This is a genomic window from Azospirillum griseum (assembly GCF_003966125.1).
Taxonomy (GTDB): domain Bacteria; phylum Pseudomonadota; class Alphaproteobacteria; order Azospirillales; family Azospirillaceae; genus Azospirillum; species Azospirillum griseum.
Genome location: NZ_RXMA01000003.1, coordinates 78,832 through 95,598 on the forward strand (window position 1 = coordinate 78,832; position 16,767 = coordinate 95,598).

Annotated in this window: 13 protein-coding genes; 5 read left to right on the plus strand and 8 right to left on the minus strand. The window is 66.8% G+C overall.

Features of this window, described 5'->3' with window-relative positions; translation table 11 throughout:
* The first annotated feature begins 46 nt into the window (after nt 1–46).
* From EJ903_RS04850 to EJ903_RS04870, 5 genes are all read left to right on the plus strand, one after another.
* A complete protein-coding gene (locus EJ903_RS04850) occupies nt 47–976 on the plus strand; it encodes a histone deacetylase family protein (RefSeq protein ID WP_126612689.1) in 930 nt (309 codons plus the stop codon).
* A 125-nt stretch (nt 977–1,101) separates the two neighbouring features.
* Nucleotides 1,102–1,392 carry an exodeoxyribonuclease VII small subunit gene (locus EJ903_RS04855; RefSeq protein WP_126612690.1) on the plus strand — a complete coding sequence of 97 codons (291 nt, stop codon included), beginning with the start codon at nt 1,102–1,104 and terminating at the stop codon, nt 1,390–1,392.
* Nucleotides 1,355–2,284: a polyprenyl synthetase family protein gene (locus EJ903_RS04860; protein ID WP_126612692.1), complete on the plus strand. Its 930-nt coding sequence runs from the start codon at nt 1,355–1,357 to the stop codon at nt 2,282–2,284. Before EJ903_RS04855 ends, EJ903_RS04860 begins: the two co-directional genes overlap by 38 nt.
* Before the next feature lie 17 nt (nt 2,285–2,301).
* Nucleotides 2,302–4,215, plus strand: a complete 1,914-nt coding sequence (gene dxs, locus EJ903_RS04865) for a 1-deoxy-D-xylulose-5-phosphate synthase (protein WP_126612694.1) — start codon at nt 2,302–2,304, stop codon at nt 4,213–4,215.
* A 5-nt stretch (nt 4,216–4,220) separates the two neighbouring features.
* Nucleotides 4,221–4,967: a TlyA family RNA methyltransferase gene (locus tag EJ903_RS04870; RefSeq protein WP_126612696.1), complete on the plus strand. Its 747-nt coding sequence runs from the start codon at nt 4,221–4,223 to the stop codon at nt 4,965–4,967.
* Nucleotides 4,968–5,030: 63 nt separating this feature from the next.
* Here the strand turns inward: EJ903_RS04870 and tssG are convergent, their stop codons facing one another.
* From tssG to EJ903_RS04910, 8 genes are all read right to left on the minus strand, one after another.
* Nucleotides 5,031–6,116: a type VI secretion system baseplate subunit TssG gene (tssG, locus tag EJ903_RS04875; RefSeq protein WP_158627874.1), complete on the minus strand. Its 1,086-nt coding sequence runs from the start codon at nt 6,114–6,116 to the stop codon at nt 5,031–5,033.
* The gene (tssF, locus tag EJ903_RS04880; RefSeq protein WP_158627875.1) at nt 6,113–7,936 is read right to left on the minus strand and encodes a type VI secretion system baseplate subunit TssF; all 1,824 of its coding nucleotides are present in this window, start codon (nt 7,934–7,936) and stop codon (nt 6,113–6,115) included. The genes tssG and tssF overlap by 4 nt, the downstream gene beginning before the upstream one ends.
* Entirely contained in the window at nt 7,926–8,393 is a 468-nt protein-coding gene (gene tssE / locus EJ903_RS04885; protein WP_158627876.1) for a type VI secretion system baseplate subunit TssE, read from the minus strand. Before tssE ends, tssF begins: the two co-directional genes overlap by 11 nt.
* A gap of 9 nt (nt 8,394–8,402) precedes the next feature.
* On the minus strand, nt 8,403–8,903 hold the full coding sequence (locus EJ903_RS04890) for an Hcp family type VI secretion system effector (protein ID WP_126612704.1): 501 nt from the start codon (nt 8,901–8,903) through the stop codon (nt 8,403–8,405).
* A 121-nt stretch (nt 8,904–9,024) separates the two neighbouring features.
* The gene (gene tssC, locus EJ903_RS04895) at nt 9,025–10,509 is read right to left on the minus strand and encodes a type VI secretion system contractile sheath large subunit (RefSeq protein WP_126612707.1); all 1,485 of its coding nucleotides are present in this window, start codon (nt 10,507–10,509) and stop codon (nt 9,025–9,027) included.
* Between the two features lie 81 nt (nt 10,510–10,590).
* A complete protein-coding gene (tssB, locus tag EJ903_RS04900; protein WP_126612709.1) occupies nt 10,591–11,139 on the minus strand; it encodes a type VI secretion system contractile sheath small subunit in 549 nt (182 codons plus the stop codon).
* A 128-nt stretch (nt 11,140–11,267) separates the two neighbouring features.
* Complete coding sequence (gene tssA, locus EJ903_RS04905; protein WP_126612711.1) at nt 11,268–12,476, minus strand: type VI secretion system protein TssA; 1,209 nt, start codon at nt 12,474–12,476, stop codon at nt 11,268–11,270.
* Nucleotides 12,473–16,765, minus strand: a complete 4,293-nt coding sequence (locus tag EJ903_RS04910; RefSeq protein WP_126612713.1) for a type VI secretion protein IcmF/TssM N-terminal domain-containing protein — start codon at nt 16,763–16,765, stop codon at nt 12,473–12,475. Before EJ903_RS04910 ends, tssA begins: the two co-directional genes overlap by 4 nt.
* Between the last annotated feature and the right edge of the window lie 2 nt (nt 16,766–16,767).

A 16,767-nucleotide genomic window follows, 5' to 3' on the forward strand; every position in this document is an offset into this window, starting at 1 on the left:
GTGGTCGGAAACGCCCTGAACACCAACGATAACGGCCAAAATCGCCATGTTGACCTCCCTGTTCACGCACGCGGCTTGCCTGAATCACGACACGGGGCTGGGCCATCCCGAATGCGCCGACCGCCTGCGCGCCGTGTTGGCCGCGCTGGAAACGGAAGAGTTTTACATGCTCGACCGACAGGAGGCCCCACGCGCCACGGTGGAGCAGATCCTGCGGGCGCACCCGCAATCGCACATTGATCGGGTGATGGCGTCCATCCCCACAACCGAGCATGTCGGCATCGACGGCGACACCGTCGTGTCGCCGGGATCGGGGGAGGCGGCCTTGCGGGCGGCCGGGGCGGTGGTGGCGGCGGTGGACGCGGTGGCGTCGGGCCAGTCGCGCAACGCCTTTTGCGCCGTGCGCCCGCCGGGCCACCACGCCGAACGGGACAAGGCGATGGGATTCTGCCTGTTCAACAACGTTGCCATCGGGGCCTATCACGCCCGCGCCGTTCACGGTCTGCAACGGGTGGCGGTGATGGATTTCGACGTCCACCACGGCAACGGGACCCAGGACATCTTTCAGCACGACCCCGACATGCTCTATTGCTCGACCCACCAATCGCCGCTCTATCCGGGGACCGGCGACGCGGGTGAAAAGGGCGAGTATGGCAACTGCGTCAACGCGCCCCTGCCCGCCATGGCCGGTTCGCCGGAATTCCGCCACGCGATGACCCACATCGTTCTGCCCGCCATCGACCATTTCAAACCGGACCTGCTCATCATCTCCGCCGGGTTCGACGCCCATTCGCGCGATCCGATGGCCGGGCTGCATCTGATCGACGATGATTTCGTCTGGGCCACGCGCAAGCTGGGCGAACTGGCCCGCACCCATTGCGGCGCGCGGATCGTGTCGGTTCTGGAGGGCGGCTACAATCTGCGCGCGCTCGCGTCGGCCAGCTCGGCGCATGTGCGGGAACTGATGTATTGTTGAGTCCTCGCTGACGCCGCAGGCATCCGGGCCGAGCGGGGGATAAGCGATGGGCGACGCGCCACGGGTCTTGCGCTGGGCGATGGGGGGGCCTACCTTCGCGAACGCAGGTTCACCACGGTTCGGCCATGTCCTCTTCCAGCAGCATCACCCCGTCCGCCCCCGTCGCCCCGACGGCGGCCCTTCCGCCCGACATCGTCGCCCTCAGCTTTGAGGACGCGCTCGCCGAATTGGAACGGATCGTCCGCCAGCTTGAGGATGGGCGCGGCAAGCTCGACGACGCCATTTCCTCCTACGAACGCGGGACCGCCCTGAAGCGCCATTGCGAAGCCAAGCTGCGCGACGCCCAGGCCAAGATCGACCGCATCACCGTCAGCGCCGATGGAACCATCGGTGCCGAACCCGCCCGGATGGACTGACGTGCAGACCAGCTTGAAACAGGCGATGGCCGCGTGCGCGCAGGCTGTCGAGGACACCATCGGGCGGCTGCTGCCCTCCACCGATCTGGCCGAGGCGCGCGTGTTCGACGCCATGCGCTATGGCTGCCTGAACGGCGGCAAGCGGCTGCGCCCCTTTCTGGTGATTCAGTCGGCCGATCTGTTCGGCGTCAACCCCGAATGCGCGGAGCGCGTCGCGGCGGCGGTGGAAATGGTCCACAGCTATTCGCTGATCCACGACGACCTGCCCGCGATGGATGATTCCGACCTGCGGCGCGGCAAGCCGACCTGCCACAAGGCGTTTGACGAGGCCACCGCCGTGCTGGCGGGCGACGGCCTGCTGACCCTGGCGTTCGAGGTGCTGGCCGATCCCGCCACCCACGAGGATCCGAACATCCGTTGCCAACTGGTGACGGCGCTGGCCAAGGCGGCGGGCGGCCACGGCATGGTCGGCGGCCAGATGCTGGACCTGATCGCCGAAACCGAACGCTTCGATCTGGGGGCGACCACCCGGCTGCAACGGATGAAGACTGGCGAGATGATCGCCTTTTCCTGCGAGGCGGGCGGCATTCTGGGCCGGGCGGCCCCACCGCACCGCACCGCGCTACGCGCCTACGCCCATGATCTGGGCCTGGCCTTCCAGATCGTCGATGATCTGCTGGACGTCGAGGGGACGGAGGCCGAGACCGGCAAAAGCGTCGGTCGCGACGCCGAGGCCGGGAAGGCGACCTTCGTGTCGATCCTGGGGGTGGACCGCGCCCGCGCGCAAGCCGACCTGCTGGCCAAGCAGGCGGTGGCGCATTTGGACATTTTCGAGGGCCGCGCCCATCTCTTGGAAGCGGTCGCCGACTTCGTCGTCGCGCGGCGGACCTGAGGGGAAGGAGCACCGACGTGACCGGCACCAAGACTCCGCTGCTCGACCTTTGCCCGACCCCGGCCCATCTGCGCGCGCTCAAACCCGAACAGCTCCGGCAATTGGCCGACGAACTGCGCACCGAAACCATCGACGCCGTGTCGGTGACGGGCGGCCATCTCGGGGCCGGGTTGGGCGTGGTCGAGCTGACCGCCGCCCTGCATTACGTGTTCGACACCCCCTATGACCGCCTGATCTGGGACGTCGGCCACCAGTGCTACCCACACAAGATCCTGACCGGGCGGCGCGACCGCATCCGCACCCTGCGCATGGGCGATGGGCTGAGCGGCTTCACCAAACGGACGGAAAGCGAATACGACCCGTTCGGCGCGGGCCACAGCTCCACCTCGATCTCCGCCGGGCTGGGCATGGCGGTGGCCAGCGCGATGAAGGGCGAACGGCGCAACGTGATCGCCGTGATCGGCGACGGCGCGATGAGTGCCGGCATGGCCTATGAGGCGATGAACAACGCCGCCTCGACCAAATCGCGGCTGATCGTGGTGCTGAACGACAACGACATGTCGATCGCCCCGCCGGTCGGCGCGATGAGCGCCTATCTGTCGCGCCTGATCTCGTCCAAGCCCTATCTCAGCCTGCGCCATCTCGCCAAGGAGATCGCCGACCAGTTGCCGCGCCCGCTGCGCAACGTCGCCCGCCGGGCGGAGGAATACGCGCGCGGCATGGTGACGGGCGGGACCCTGTTCGAAGAGCTGGGTTTCTACTACATCGGCCCGATCGACGGTCACAACCTCGACCATCTGCTGCCGGTGTTGCAGAATGTGCGGGACGCCGACGATGGCAAGCCGGTGCTGATCCACGTCGTGACCAAGAAGGGCAAGGGCTACGCCCCGGCGGAAGCCTCGGCGGACAAACTGCACGCGGTCGCCAAGTTCGACGTCGTGACCGGCGCGCAGGCCAAGCCGAAATCCAACGCCCCCACCTTCACCCGCGTGTTCGCCCAGTCCCTGATCAAGGAGGCCGAGGCCGATCCCGGCATCGTCGCGATCAACGCGGCCATGCCGTCGGGCACCGGGCTGGACCTGTTCGCCGAACGCTTCCCCGACCGCTGTTTCGACGTCGGCATCGCCGAACAGCACGCCGTCACCTTCGCGGCAGGCATGGCGACGGAGGGATTCAAGCCCTTCTGCGCCATCTACTCCACCTTCCTGCAACGGGCCTACGATCAGGTCATCCACGACGTGGTGTTGCAGCATCTGCCGGTGCGCTTCGCGCTCGACCGCGCCGGGCTGGTGGGGGCCGATGGGGCCACGCACGCCGGGTCCTTCGACGTCGCCTATCTCGGCTGCCTGCCCGACATCGTGCTGATGGCGGCGGCGGACGAGGTCGATCTGATGCACATGGTGGCGACCCAGGCCGCCATCGACGACCGCGCGTCCGCCCTGCGCTACCCGCGCGGCGAGGGGGTGGGGCTGGAGATGCCGGATCGTGGATCGGTCCTGCCGCTGGGCAAGGGGCGCATCCTGCAGGAAGGGACCAAGGTCGCCATCCTCAGCTACGGCGGCCGTCTGGGCGAGGCCCGCAAGGCGGCGGCGGAGCTGGGCGCGCGCGGCCTGTCCACCACCGTGGCCGACGCCCGTTTCGCCAAGCCGCTGGACGAGGATCTGGTGCGCCGACTCGCCCGCGAGCATGAGGTGCTCATCACCATCGAGGAAGGCTCGGTCGGCGGTTTCGGCAGCTTCGTGTTGCAGTTCCTGGCGACCTCCGGCGCGCTGGACGGCGGGTTGAAGATTCGCCCGATGGTGCTGCCCGACGCCTACCTCGACCACGACAACCCGGCCAAGCAGTACGACACGGCGGGGCTGACCGCGCGCCACATCGTCGCCACCGCCGTGCAGGCGCTGGGCCTGGAACACGCGGCGGCGCGGGCGTAACGGGGATGGCCAAGCAGCGGGCCGATGTGGCCCTGGTCGAACGCGGCCTTGCCGAAAGCCGGGCCAAGGCGCAGGCGCTCATCCTCGCCGGGCTGGTCTATTCCGACACCAAGCGGATCGACAAGGCGGGCGACCTGCTGGCCGAAGACGCGCCGCTGGCGCTGAAGGGGCAGGATCACCCGTGGGTGTCGCGCGGCGGGTTGAAGCTGGTGAAGGGGTTGGATGTGTTCGCCATCGACCCCACCGGCCTGACCGCCATCGACGTCGGGGCCTCGACCGGCGGCTTCACCGATGTGCTGGTGACGCGCGGAGCGGCGAAGGTCTTCGCCGTCGATGTCGGCCATGGGCAATTGGCCTGGAAGCTGCGCAACGATCCCCGCGTGGTCGTGCTGGAGAAAACCAACGCCCGCCACCTGACCAGCGCCGACATCCCCGATCCGGTTGATCTCGTCGTCTGCGACGCCAGCTTCATCGGGTTGGAGGTGGTGCTTCCGGCGGCGCTGTCGCTGGTGGTTCCCGGCGGTCGTCTGGTCGCACTCATCAAACCGCAGTTCGAGGTGGGCAAGGGCCGCGTCGGCAAGGGCGGCGTCGTGCGCGAGCCGGAATTGCACCAGGAGGTGTGCGACCGCATCCGGGCGTGGCTGGATGGGTTGGACGGCTGGCGTGTGCTCGACATCACCGAAAGCCCGATCACCGGACCGGAAGGCAACAAGGAGTTCCTGATCGGGGCGGTGAAGGAACCAACCGCCTGATCGTGGAAGGGCCAAGGACCATCCACAAAACCGTCCCTCTCAGGATTGCGGGTCGTCTTGTCGTCATCGGGAGGAGCTTGGCGTGACCACGCCCTCACTCTGTCGCGGGCGGGAGGTCAGCCAACTGGTCCAGCCCAGGCGCGGCGCGTCGGGGGCGGCGCTGTGGGTCAGCAAGCGCCCCTCACCGCCCAGCCGCACCCCCGATGCCCGCGTCTGCGCGGCCAGCCTGCGCGGGGATTGCAGATGCAAACGATTGGCTCCGACCAACCGGGTTCCCGGCACCGCCGCAGGACGCAGCCGCAGCCGGACGCGGAATTCGGTGCCCGCGCCGGCGTAGAACCCGGCCAGATCGCGCAGCGCACGGGCGGCATGCCCCCCCGGCAGAAAGGCGCGAAACCCGTCCAGATCCAGCGGCCCAATCTCGACCGCCACCGCCGCCTGCTGGTCCCACACCCGTCGTCCCAACACCGCGCCATCACCCAGAACGGCGTTGCGCTGGCCCAAGCGGGTGACTTGGCTGTCGTCCAACCGCAACCAGCCGCCCTGCAACGGAATCACACGGATCGGCACGCCGAAATGGTCGTTCAGCAGGCATTCCAGCCCGTGCAGGCTGCGCGGCTGCTGGGCCAACGCCCCGGCGTGGTTCAACAGCGCCCGGTCCGGCACCGACATGCGCCCGCGCAGGCCCGGCGTCCCCAACCCGATCAGGCTGTAGAGATGCTCGGCCATCGGCCCAACGTCCGGGGCCTGACGGCTCAAAGCCGGTCGGTGCAGCCGTCGCGCCCGATACAGGATCGACACCAGACGGTGGTTGAAGATGTCGAGGAAATCGCGGGTTGCGGTGTCGCCCGCCCGCGTCTGCTGGATGATCGCTTCGGTGAAGGGCGCGGGCAGCGGCCCGAATCCCCCGGCCAACCCCAGGAAATTGACCAGGATTTCCCATTGCGCCGCGTCCGGGCGCGGCGGGTGGGCGGCGCTGAGGTCGCTGGCCGGAAAGGCGGTGGTCAGGCTGGAGCGAAAACGCACCACCTCATGCGCGGCGTTGCCGCCCTCAGCCACGCTCGCCGCCAGCGGAAACAGCCGCTCGATCACGGTGATCGCCTGGAGCGCGTCGAAGCGGTGGGCTTCGGCGGCCAGTTGTTCGATCACAGAACGGGTCGATCGCCAGCCAGTGGGGGCCATGTCTTCCAGATCCCGTTGCGTTGCCGACTGGTCAGAACCAGTTGGGTGAAGGAGTTGACCGCCGCGTACAGCCCGAAAAAGCGGTTGAGGACGGAGGCGAGCAGAAAGGGGTGGCTGCCGACGAAGCGCTCCTCGTCCAGTTCCAGGCGGATTTCGGTGCCCCGGCAGAAACCGCGCCACGCCTCCCCGCCGACCCGCCGAACCACAGGGCCGCTGGACAGGCCCGACAGACCGGCGACCTGCCCCGTCACCGTCGCGTCGTCGAACACGGCGTAGAGGCGCAGGATCTCGCGCAGCGCGGCCAGACCGGCGTCGCCATCCAGCGACAGTTGGTTCAGCGACAGGTGCGACACCAGCCGCCACAGCGTTTGTCCGCCCAGCGGCGGGGCGGCCTGCCGCGTCGGTTTGGTCAGACAGACGATGCCCTGCAAGGGGGCGTCCACCTCGATCTCCATCCGCGCCCCGGCGGGCATCTGCTCCGCCACCCCCCGGTTGGTGCACAGCGTGTGCGCGAACACCACCTGGGCCGGGGGACGGGTCGGTTTGAAATCCAAATCCAGGAAGGACAGCATCAGATCGGTGCCGGGCAGGTCGGCCCGCCCGGTCGGCTGCCGCCGGGCCAGCCAAAAGGCGCGGGCGTCGGTACGCTGGCTGTCGTGATCGAAGGAGTAGAAGGGCTGGAACACCCGGCTGTCGTCCTCATAGGCCGAACTGGCCGACAGCTTGAGGATCGAGTGGATTTCGGTCGAGCGCTCGCGGTAGCTGTCCGGCGGCAGGCGGTATTCGACCTGGGTCTGGTCCAGCCGCACCGGTTCGGACGTTTTGCGGAACAGGTTGACGATGGGCGCGCAATTCAGCCGGAAGGCGCTGCGATCCACCGTGACCGACCGGCGCGGCGGATTGCCCAGCAGGATCAGGAGATCGACCTCCTTGCCCTGCCCCAGCCCGGCGGTCACGCCGTCGCCCAGCCCCTCCACGTCAATGAACAGGTATTTTTCCGGAAAAACAAAATACTCCTGGATCAGCCGATAACCTTGATGGGCGTGGCGCGGCCACGGCAGCACATCCTCGTCCGGCGCGAAACCGACGGCGCGCAGGCACCCGGCGGGCAGCTCCCGCAACGGGGCGGGCGCGCCGACCGGACGCAGCGCAACGCCGCGCGCCTCGTTCAACAACGCCTCGTACAGCACCCCCGCCGCCGCCCCGCTGAGATGCAGGCGCAGTCGACTCGGGGCGATGTCGGCGAAGGTCAGCTTGCCTTGGGCGCGCAGGGTCAGGCGCAGCACCGCGCCCACGTCCGACCGTCGGTCGAGAAAGGGAAAGGCCGCCGGCGCCTGGATCGTCGCCTCCGCCACCTCGATCGGCCACAGCTCCACCGGGTAGGCGGTGCGGAAACGGCAGGTCAAACCGTCGGTCGCCTCGGCGAACAGCGGGGTTTCGTCGGGCAGGGTGAAGCCGGTGGACGCGCGGGCCTGATCGGGATCGACCAGGAACTGGGCCACCGCCATGCTCGGCACCGGAGCGACCAAATGGGGGTAGAGCACCCCCAACAGCGCCGCCGGGATTTGCGGAAAATCGGAATCCAGCGTGCGTTGGATGCGCGCGGTCAGAAAGGCAAAGCTTTCCAGCAGCCGTTCCACATGCGGATCGGGCGATTCGGCCCCGGACAGGTCCAGCCGCGCCGCGACACGCGGGTAACGGGCGGCAAAATTCGCCCCTTCATGCCGCAGATAGTCCAACTCGCGCTGGTAATAGTCCAGCAGATCGCTGCGATCATCACCGCTCATCGCCATCCCCCACGCTGTCGCTCAGCAGGATGGGGAAACTGACGGATTCGACGACTTCGTCAAGCGCGATGGCCCCCGTCACCCGCGCGCGCAGCCGCGACCGCTCGTTGCCCACCCGCTCCAGCGCGACGGAGGGGCGGAGCAAGCGCGGTTCGAACGCGGCGATGGTGCTGGTCATCAGGGTCGCCAACCGGGACTCACTGTCGGCGTCGAACGGCCAGAACAGCGACAAATCGGGTATGCCGTAATCAAGCGTGCCGCGTGGCCGCTGACCCAGTTGGTCGGCGGCCAGCGGCGTGCGCGTGTTCAGCAAACGATCCAACTCCCGCCGGATCGAGGCCAGCAACCCGTCCCGGTCAAGCAGGCGCGGATCACGCCGCCCGTCCGCCCCATTCGGAGCGGCCAGACGGTCGAACAGCGGTGCCCGGACACCCTGCGTGGCCCGAGGCCCCGACACGGCCAGCCGTTACGAAACGGTCTGCGCGCCGAGGTCGTGCTTGACCGGTTGGTTGCCGCCCGCCGTGCCGTCCGCCGTCTTTTGCTGGATGTAGGTGTATTGGACCGAGTTGTAGCTCAAGGTTACGGTTTCTGTCGGAATGTCACCGGTTCCGCCACCAATCGAGAAGTTGGAGACGACGACGCCGGTCATTACGACTTCCAAATACTTGATCGCCTTGTTGTCACCGTCGGAACGGTAGGCCGCAAAAGTCGCCGATCCGATCTGCTTGCCGCTCCAGCACATCTTCAGCAAATCATCGGTCGAGGCATCGATGTATTTGGTGAAGGAGAAATCGGAGTGGTTGGCCTGTTCGACCGTGCCCGAACCGGCGGAACTGCGGGTTGGCGAGGTCGGTTGGTTGAAGGAGTGGCTCCAGGACAGAACCTGAATCGAGTTGGTGTTGCTGCTGTCGAGGCTTTCACCCACGATGTCCGGGGTCTTGAAAGCGATGAACATATTGGTGGCCACGGTCACATCTCCCTAGTGCTGGCGGGGCCGGAGGCCCGCGCGCCGAAACTCAACGCGGATGCAGCCCCCGCACCCCTTTGGCATCACACCGCCGGGGTACAGGAAAGCGAACGAGAAGGCCTTAGGCCGCCGGCGGCGGCAGTTCGGCAACCAGACGGATGGACGCGGTCAGCTCTTCCAATTGGAAATGCGGCCGCAGGAAGACCGTGGCGTTGTAACAGCCGGGCTTGCCCGGAATGTCGGTGACGTCGACGCGGGCGTCGCGCAGCGGATACTGCGCCTTCAGCGCCTGACCGGCGTCGTCCTTGCCCAGGACGTAATCCATCAGCCAGCTGTTCAGATAGCTTTGAACATTTTCCTTGGTCATGAAGCTGCCGACCTTGTCGCGCATGATGACCTTGATGTAATGGGCAAAGCGCGAGGCGTTCAGGATGTAGGGCAGCATCGACGACAGGCGGCTGTTCGCGTTGGCCGCCGCCGTGTTGTAGATCTTGGGCTTGTTGGTGGTCTGACCGCCGAAGAACGCGGCGTAGTCCGTGCCCTTGCAATGGACCAGCGCGATGAAGCCGAGATCGTTCAGCTCCTTTTCGCGGCGGTCGGTGATGGCGATTTCCGTCGGGCATTTCAGGGCGATGTCGCCCTCGTCGGTGTGGAAGGTGTGGGTCGGCAGACCTTCGACCTTGCCGCCACCCTCAACCCCACGGATCGCGGCGGTCCAGCCATGCTTGGCAAACGCGTCGGTGATGCGCGCGCCCAGCATCCAGGCGGGGTTCCCCCACAGATACTTGTTGTGTTCACGCCCGTCGGTGTCCTCGACGAAGTTCATACCCTCGACCGGCACGGTGTCCGGGCCGTAGGGCAGACGCATCAGAACATGCGGCAGGCAGAGCGTGACGTAGCGCGAATCCTCGCTGGCGCGGAAGGAGCGCCATTTGATGAGTTCGGCGCTTTCGAAAATCTTCGACAGGTCGCGCGGCACGCCCAGTTCGGTGAAGCTGCCCATGTCGAACAGCATCGGGCTGGCCGAGGCGATGAAGGGCGCGTGCGCGGCGGCCGCGACGTTGGAGATCTTCTCCAGCAACGCCATGTCCTGCGGGTGACGGCCAAACTCGTAATCGCCGATCAGCACGCTGTAGGGATAGCCGCCGAAGGTGCCGTATTCTTCCTCATACACCTTCTTGAACAAGGCGCTCTGGTCGAACTCGACAGCCTTTTCCAGGTCCTTCAGCAGTTCGGCCTTGGTGATGTTCATCAGGCGCAGCTTCAGCATGCTGCCCGTTTCGGTGTTGGACACCAGATAGGCCAGACCGCGCCAGGAGGCTTCCAGCTTCTGGAAGTCCGGGTGGTGCAGAATGTCATTGAGCTGCAGCGAGATCAGATCGTCGATCTCGGCGATGCGGTCGGAAATCGCGGCGACCACGTCGCCGGGGACCGTGCCGCCGGTTTCCTCCAACACCGAATTGACGAACTCACCCACCAGATCGCGGGCGTAACCGCGTTGCGTTTCGTCACGGGCCAGCTTGCCCTCGACCATGATGCGGTCAAGGATGGACAGGGTTTGCGTCTGCGCCGCCGCGCCGCCCGCCGTTTCGGTCTCGTCAGCCATGGAATCCTCTCCTCACGCGGATGCCGTCGGGTCGTGCCACCCACGGCGTCTCATGATTGTCTCGATGGGCCGGATCAGCGGTCACTCAGCCGCCGGTTCGGCGGGCGGTTCGGTCGCCGCCGGGGCCGCCGAAGGGCCAGCCAACTGCTTCTTCAGCGCGGCCAGATCCTCCGTGCTCGCCATCACCGACTTCAGCAAGGCGTCGAGATCGTCGTTGCCATCCAGTTTGGTCAGCAGATCGCGCAGCCGCGAACGGGCTTCAAACAGCCGCTTCAGCGCCGGAACCTGCTTCAGCACCTCCACCGGGCCGAAATCATCGAGATGCTTGAACTTCAACTCGACGTTCAGCGAATCGGCGCTTCCGGGTTGCAGCCGGTTGGGAACGCGGAAGGCAACGCGGGGATTGATGGAGGACAACACATCCTGAAAGTTGTCGCGGTCGATCTCGACAAACTTGCGATCCTTGACCGGCGGCAAGGCTTCCGCCGGTTTCCCCGACAAATCGGCCATCATGCCGACAATGTAGGGAAGCTCCTTCTTTTCGATCGCGTCACCGATTTCCACATCATAGGTGATCTGGACGCGCGGCGGGCGGACTCGGCTGAGTTTGTGCTGAGTGCTCTCGGCCATGATGTTGACCTCTGCCAAATGTTGCGACGCACGCCCAACGAGACTATCAGGCGCGATAACCAGAGAATTTAACTAAGATTATAAGCAGTTACACGCGGTGACAAGAATGATTCCCGCCACGACACAGGTCATGTTCCCGATTTTCCTCCCTTCTGTTGCGACAATTCGGCGAAATTGAATCCAAGAAAGTCAAAAATGGTGGACAAATCGTTTCGCCCCCGGCTGACTTCCATCAAAACTTCATGAAGCGGCATGTTTGCCCAGCTCAAGGCCCGATGAATCACATAGGGGGTCGGGCTGTGCGGCTCGTGGCGGATGAGGAAGTCTGCGGCTTCCGCCAACCAGAAATAGGCCTCCTCCCGCGTGCGGATCGGTCCGCCTCCGAACATCGGCGCATCGGCTGGGTCGCCGGTCGTCCCGTTCGGGTCGGCGTAGGCGTCGTAGGCCGGTCCCAAACCGTCCTCCGCCATCGCATCATCCCCACTCGATTCCGTCCCCTCAGTCGCTGCCGCAAACATCACCACCGGCTCCTCCCCCTTGGCGCGCAGAGCGGTGTCCACCCACGCCTGCAAGGCCAGACAGGTGTCCCGCAGCCCGGTCACCCCCGGCGCCTGCCGCCCGCAACGTTCGTCCAGCACCGCCGCCAGAATGTCGATGGCGACCAACCCCTGCCCCAACCAATCGTGATGGGCACGGTGGAACGCCACCGGCGTGGCCTGTGCGCTGGCCTCAATCTCGACCAGGGTCGGACCACCGCTCCGGGCGAGCGCGGCGACCACCCCGCGCGGGTCACGCACCGCCGCCAGTTGATTGCGCTGCGCGTTCTCATACTCGGCAAAGGAATGGCCAACCGGCGGCGGCCCCCCCGACCGGGTGAGCGGCAAGGTCTGCAACAGCGTCGGCAGCTTGTCGTTCAACCACTCCAGCGGAGCAACCCGGGCACCGACGTCGCCGTCCTCATCCATCTCCGGGTGCAGGCCATCGTCCCAAAAGGCTTCGCACAGATCGGCCAACAGCCGGATCGACGGGGCCAGCGCGGCAAAGCCATGGCGGTGAAGCAGGGCTTCGGTCAACCAACAGGCAACCTGAAGATCCTTGGACCGCTGTTCCAGCACCTCGCGGCACAGGCGGATCGCCAGATCCCAATCGGCGCGTTTGGGCGCGCTCTGCCACACGCCCATCGGCAGGGAAGGGTCGTCCTGACGCCGGGCTTCGCGGATGGCGTCATAGACCGGATCGTAGCGCAGCGACGGACCGACCGGCGACTCGCCGGGGAAAGGTTGAAGCGACAGGGTGGCATCGAACGGCCCGGCGGTGGTCGTCGTTTCGGCGCTCATCGGCTGGCCCTCCGCACCACGGGTTTGCGCGGCACCAGCCGGGTCGGCTTGCCGCTGTCGTAAATCTCGTCGTCGTAACCGTCGGTCGGGGCGAAGGACAGGCGTGCCCCCATCGACCCGCCCACATCAAGACGCGGCGCGGCGTAAGGGAAGACCGGCATCACCCGCGCCGTCTTGCTCTTGCCGTCGGGGTTCGGCGTGGACAGGGTGACGCGCAGAAAGACCGTGGTCCGCCCCCCCGCCACCGGTTTGGCCACCGCCGGTCCGCCCGCCGCAGCGGGCGCGCCGCCCCCCGGCGGTTGTCCGGGCACGGCAACGGTCGCGGTGTCGGCGGAGAATTTCAGCGTGTGCGGCTGCGGATCGGTCAGTTTCGGCAGATCGGCCGGGGCCGGGCGCTGGGCCTGCAACAGCCGCAGCAGCGACCATCGGTTGCCGAAGGACACGGTGATGGCGCGGTCAGCCTCCACCGTGCCGTCCGGGCTGAGGATCGACAGGGGAACGACCGGCGCGTCCTTGGCCCAGCGCAGCGTCACCGACACCGGCAGGCCGGGCGACCAGCGGGCCGATTTCACCTCGCCCCCGCGTGTCAGGCGTTGATCGCCCACCGCCATCGTCCAGTCGATGATCTGGTTGCCGCCGCTTTCGTGCGGGCGGTTCACCCGGAACTCGGCAGCCACGTCGTACCCGGCCGGGGCCGCCGAGGTCGCGCCGAGGAAGGGTGAGAGAAACTCCCGCACCGCCGCCATACGGTTCAGAAACTCCAGCGCTTGGGCACTGGCGCTGCCCGGCGTCGGGTGGCCCAGCCCCCGGCGGATTCCCGGCTCGGCGGCGGTCATCCGCTCCAGGAAGGCCGTCACCGCGTCAAGATCGGCTTCGGCGGTGTCGGCTCCCTGGTAATCGGCGAAGGGATACCGCCCGGCCAACAGGCTGTTGAAGTCGGCGGCCAACCGCGCGTAGTCGGTGGAGGTGTTGCGCGCCGCCAACTGCTGGCACTGCGCCAGCGCCATCCGCCGCAGGCTGTCGCGCCGTTGCAGGAAGAAATCGGCCCCGCTGCCAAAGGCGGAGGGTCCACCCGCCAACTGCACCAGACAATTGTCCGGCTTCACCGCGTCGCCCAGATCAAAACGGATGTAGCGCTCCAGCACGGCCAGCGAACTGCCCGGGTTGCCCGCCTTGTAACGCTGCTGCTCAATCAGGATGCGTTGCCATTTGGTGACGTGCGGGTCGTTGCGCAGAGTGGCGGGCATCTGTTCGCGCAGGGCGAAATTGATGAGCGGGGCGGCGATCTCCGTTCCCAGCCAATCGAACCGCCCGCGCGTGTTGTCGAGATACTGCGCCAATTCCACATCGCTCAACGCCTGCCAACCTTCGGCGTTCAGCGGCAGGGTCCCTTCCCAGTCGCGGAACTCGTTCACGGGCAGGTAGGGCGCGCCCTCCTCGGCGATGCGGTCGGCCTGCTCCATCATGCTCAGCACATGCTGGCTGAAGATCGCCGACACGGTGGCGTAGCCCTGCTCGAAACCGCGACGGCTGAACGCGGTGAGCAGATCGCCCATCGGACGGGACGCGCGCGCGAACTGCCGCACCTCGCGCAGCAAACCGGTTTCGTCGGCGGTCAATCGGAAATCCTGGCCACGCCGTTCGATCACCTGGGAGTCCGCCACCGCCGTCAGCATGGTGGCTTGCAGCCGTTGAGCCACCAGCGCCTGCAGCATCGGGCGCAGGGTTTCCGGCACGCGGGTCATCGGACCGGCCTCCATCGCCTCGAAAGCGCGGTATTGGCGCACCGCCTTTTCCAGCGGTTCGGGCATCCACATGATGCTGCCGCCGCGCACCCCCAGCGCTTCGGGCTGCTTGACCGGTGCGTCGGCCATGAAGTCATAGCGCAGGATCTCGGGCAACGCCGCCGCCAGACCGGACAGGGCGGGTGACAACCGCAGCAAACCGTCCGCGCTCTCATCCTCCACCATCAGCGGCCCCATCACCGGGGTGCGGATCGACAGCAGCGCCTTGCGCAGATCGTCCACATCGTCAATGGCGATCTTCAGCACCCTCTCCGCCGCCGCATCGCCAAGGAACAGATTGCTGCGAATGCGCGGCAGCACGCGCTGCCACAACGGATCCTGGTCGGGGTGGCGGACGAACAACCAGCGCAACGCCGGATCGGCCAAGGTCGCCTGAACCTCCTGGAACGCCTGGCTCAGATCCAGCAACGCCGCCCCCGCACCGTCCGCCGCCGCGAAACGGGCCAGTTCCACCCGCTCCAGTGCGGAGGCCAGCGTGCTCATCGGGCGGACCATCGGGCCGTTGCGGTTGGTCAGGGTGTCGGCATCGTTGGCCAGCCGGGTCAGGGTTTCCAGCGATGGGGCCAGATTCTGATCGGTGTCGAGCGGGCGGACGACCACCGCGTTCATCACGTCGGCGTAAAGCTTCTCGTCGCTGCGCAAGGTCGACCCCAGATCGATGGCGAGCAGCGATGAGACGAGCGCAGCAAACTCCTGGACCGGCAGAGCCTTGGCGTTGCGGTAGAGCGTGATGTCATTCGCCACGCGGTCCAGATCGTCCAGATAGTTGCGCACGCGCTGGAAGGCAGCGAGATCCCCGGTGCCGGGCGGCATCGGCCCGGCGTAGCGGTCCTGCACCGCTTTCCACCGGTTGATGAGTTCCAACCGCATGGGGTCGAGCACGACCAGCCGGAAGCCCTGGACCAACTCCCCCTTCACCGCGTCGGCCAAGCCGCTGTACCAGGAGCTTGGCATGAAGGGGACCAGCAATTCCCGCCCGCTGACCGTCTTGAAGGCCCCGAGGATCTGGGGAGCGACGTCGCGCAGCTTCTTGTAGGCGTTGAGGGTGTCGCCGGTCAGCCGCGCCTGGCTCATCATCCGGTCGGCGTTTTCGATCACCGTCAGGGGCTGCGCCAAATCCTGCTGGGCGGCATCGACCATCCGGGCGGAGATGCGCAGACCCAACGCCAGAAACACCGCCAATGCGACGGTGGCGAGCTGCATGTTGCGCACCGCCCGGCTGCGCACCACCAGACTGCGCCGCGCCGGTTGAACGATCCGTCCCTCGCGGAAGATCTTGTCGCTGAACAGGCCGGTCACAAAGATGGGGTGGACCGACGGCGGAGCGTCCGCCGCGTCGTCGATCAACGGCCCCGGCCCCTGCGCCATCAACGGCACCGGCAGCGCGCGGCGGACCGGTTCCCCCGCCGCGCTTCCCGCCGCAGCACCGGTAAGGGCGCTGCCGTCGCCGGTGAAATACAGGCCCCGGAAGAAATGCGGGTCCTGATAGGCGTCGGCGCGGAACAGGGCGTCAGCCAACCGAGTCAGCGGCAGCGCCATTTTCTGGAATTCGGCCGGAAACAGAAAGGCCATGTCGCTGATGGCCCCGGTGGACACCGCCGTGCCGATCAGGGTCCGGTGCAGTTCCCGCCCGATGATGTCGAACGCCTCGCTGACCAGTTGCGGGCTGTGGCCGGTTTCCAGAGTCTGCCCGTTCGACCAGCCGAACATCTCCACCCCATGCTCGGCGGCCAGCGGCTTCCAATAGCTGGCAAAGCCCAGCATCGCGTCGCATTTGGTCACGACCAGATACACCGGCAGGCGCAGGCCCAACTGCTGTTGCAGCTCGCGCAGGCGTGCCCGCAGCTTCTTGGCCTTGGCAAACAGCGCCGTCGTGTCCAACCGGTCAGGCCCGATCAGATCGGTGCAAGGGATGGCGATCACCACAGCGTCCAGGCCACGTTCAGCCCGGTTGCGCAGCAGCAACGCCACCAGCTTGCGCCACCCGGCTTCCGTCGCCTTGCCCTTCGCGCCTTCCTCGCCCCACAGGATCGAACCCGCCGGATCCAGCACGATTCCGCGCTCAAACACATGCCAACCGCAGCCCTGGGCGGCCAATTCGGGATCGGTGTCGATGTCAAAGGGGCGATTCAGACCAATGGCGGAGGCCAGCGTCGTCTTGCCCGCCCCATGATCACCCAACAGCAGCACCCACGGCGCTTCGTAACGCCAGCCCGATCCGGGAACCGCCGCCTTCAAGCCCCGCATCGCGGCGGCAAAGCTGGCGGACAAGGCGCGCGTGTCAATCGGACGCAAGCGCCGCCATCCCTTCGGACCGGCCACCATGTCATCGTCGCTTTGGTTCGCGGCGTCCTCCGCCAGCCGTTCCGACCGGCGGAACAGCCAGACGACCAAGGACAGCACCGACACCGCCAGCGTCACCAGGACGGCGCTGAACAGCAGCGGGTACTGCAACAGGAAGGGCAGATCGATGGCTGGCCGCACCG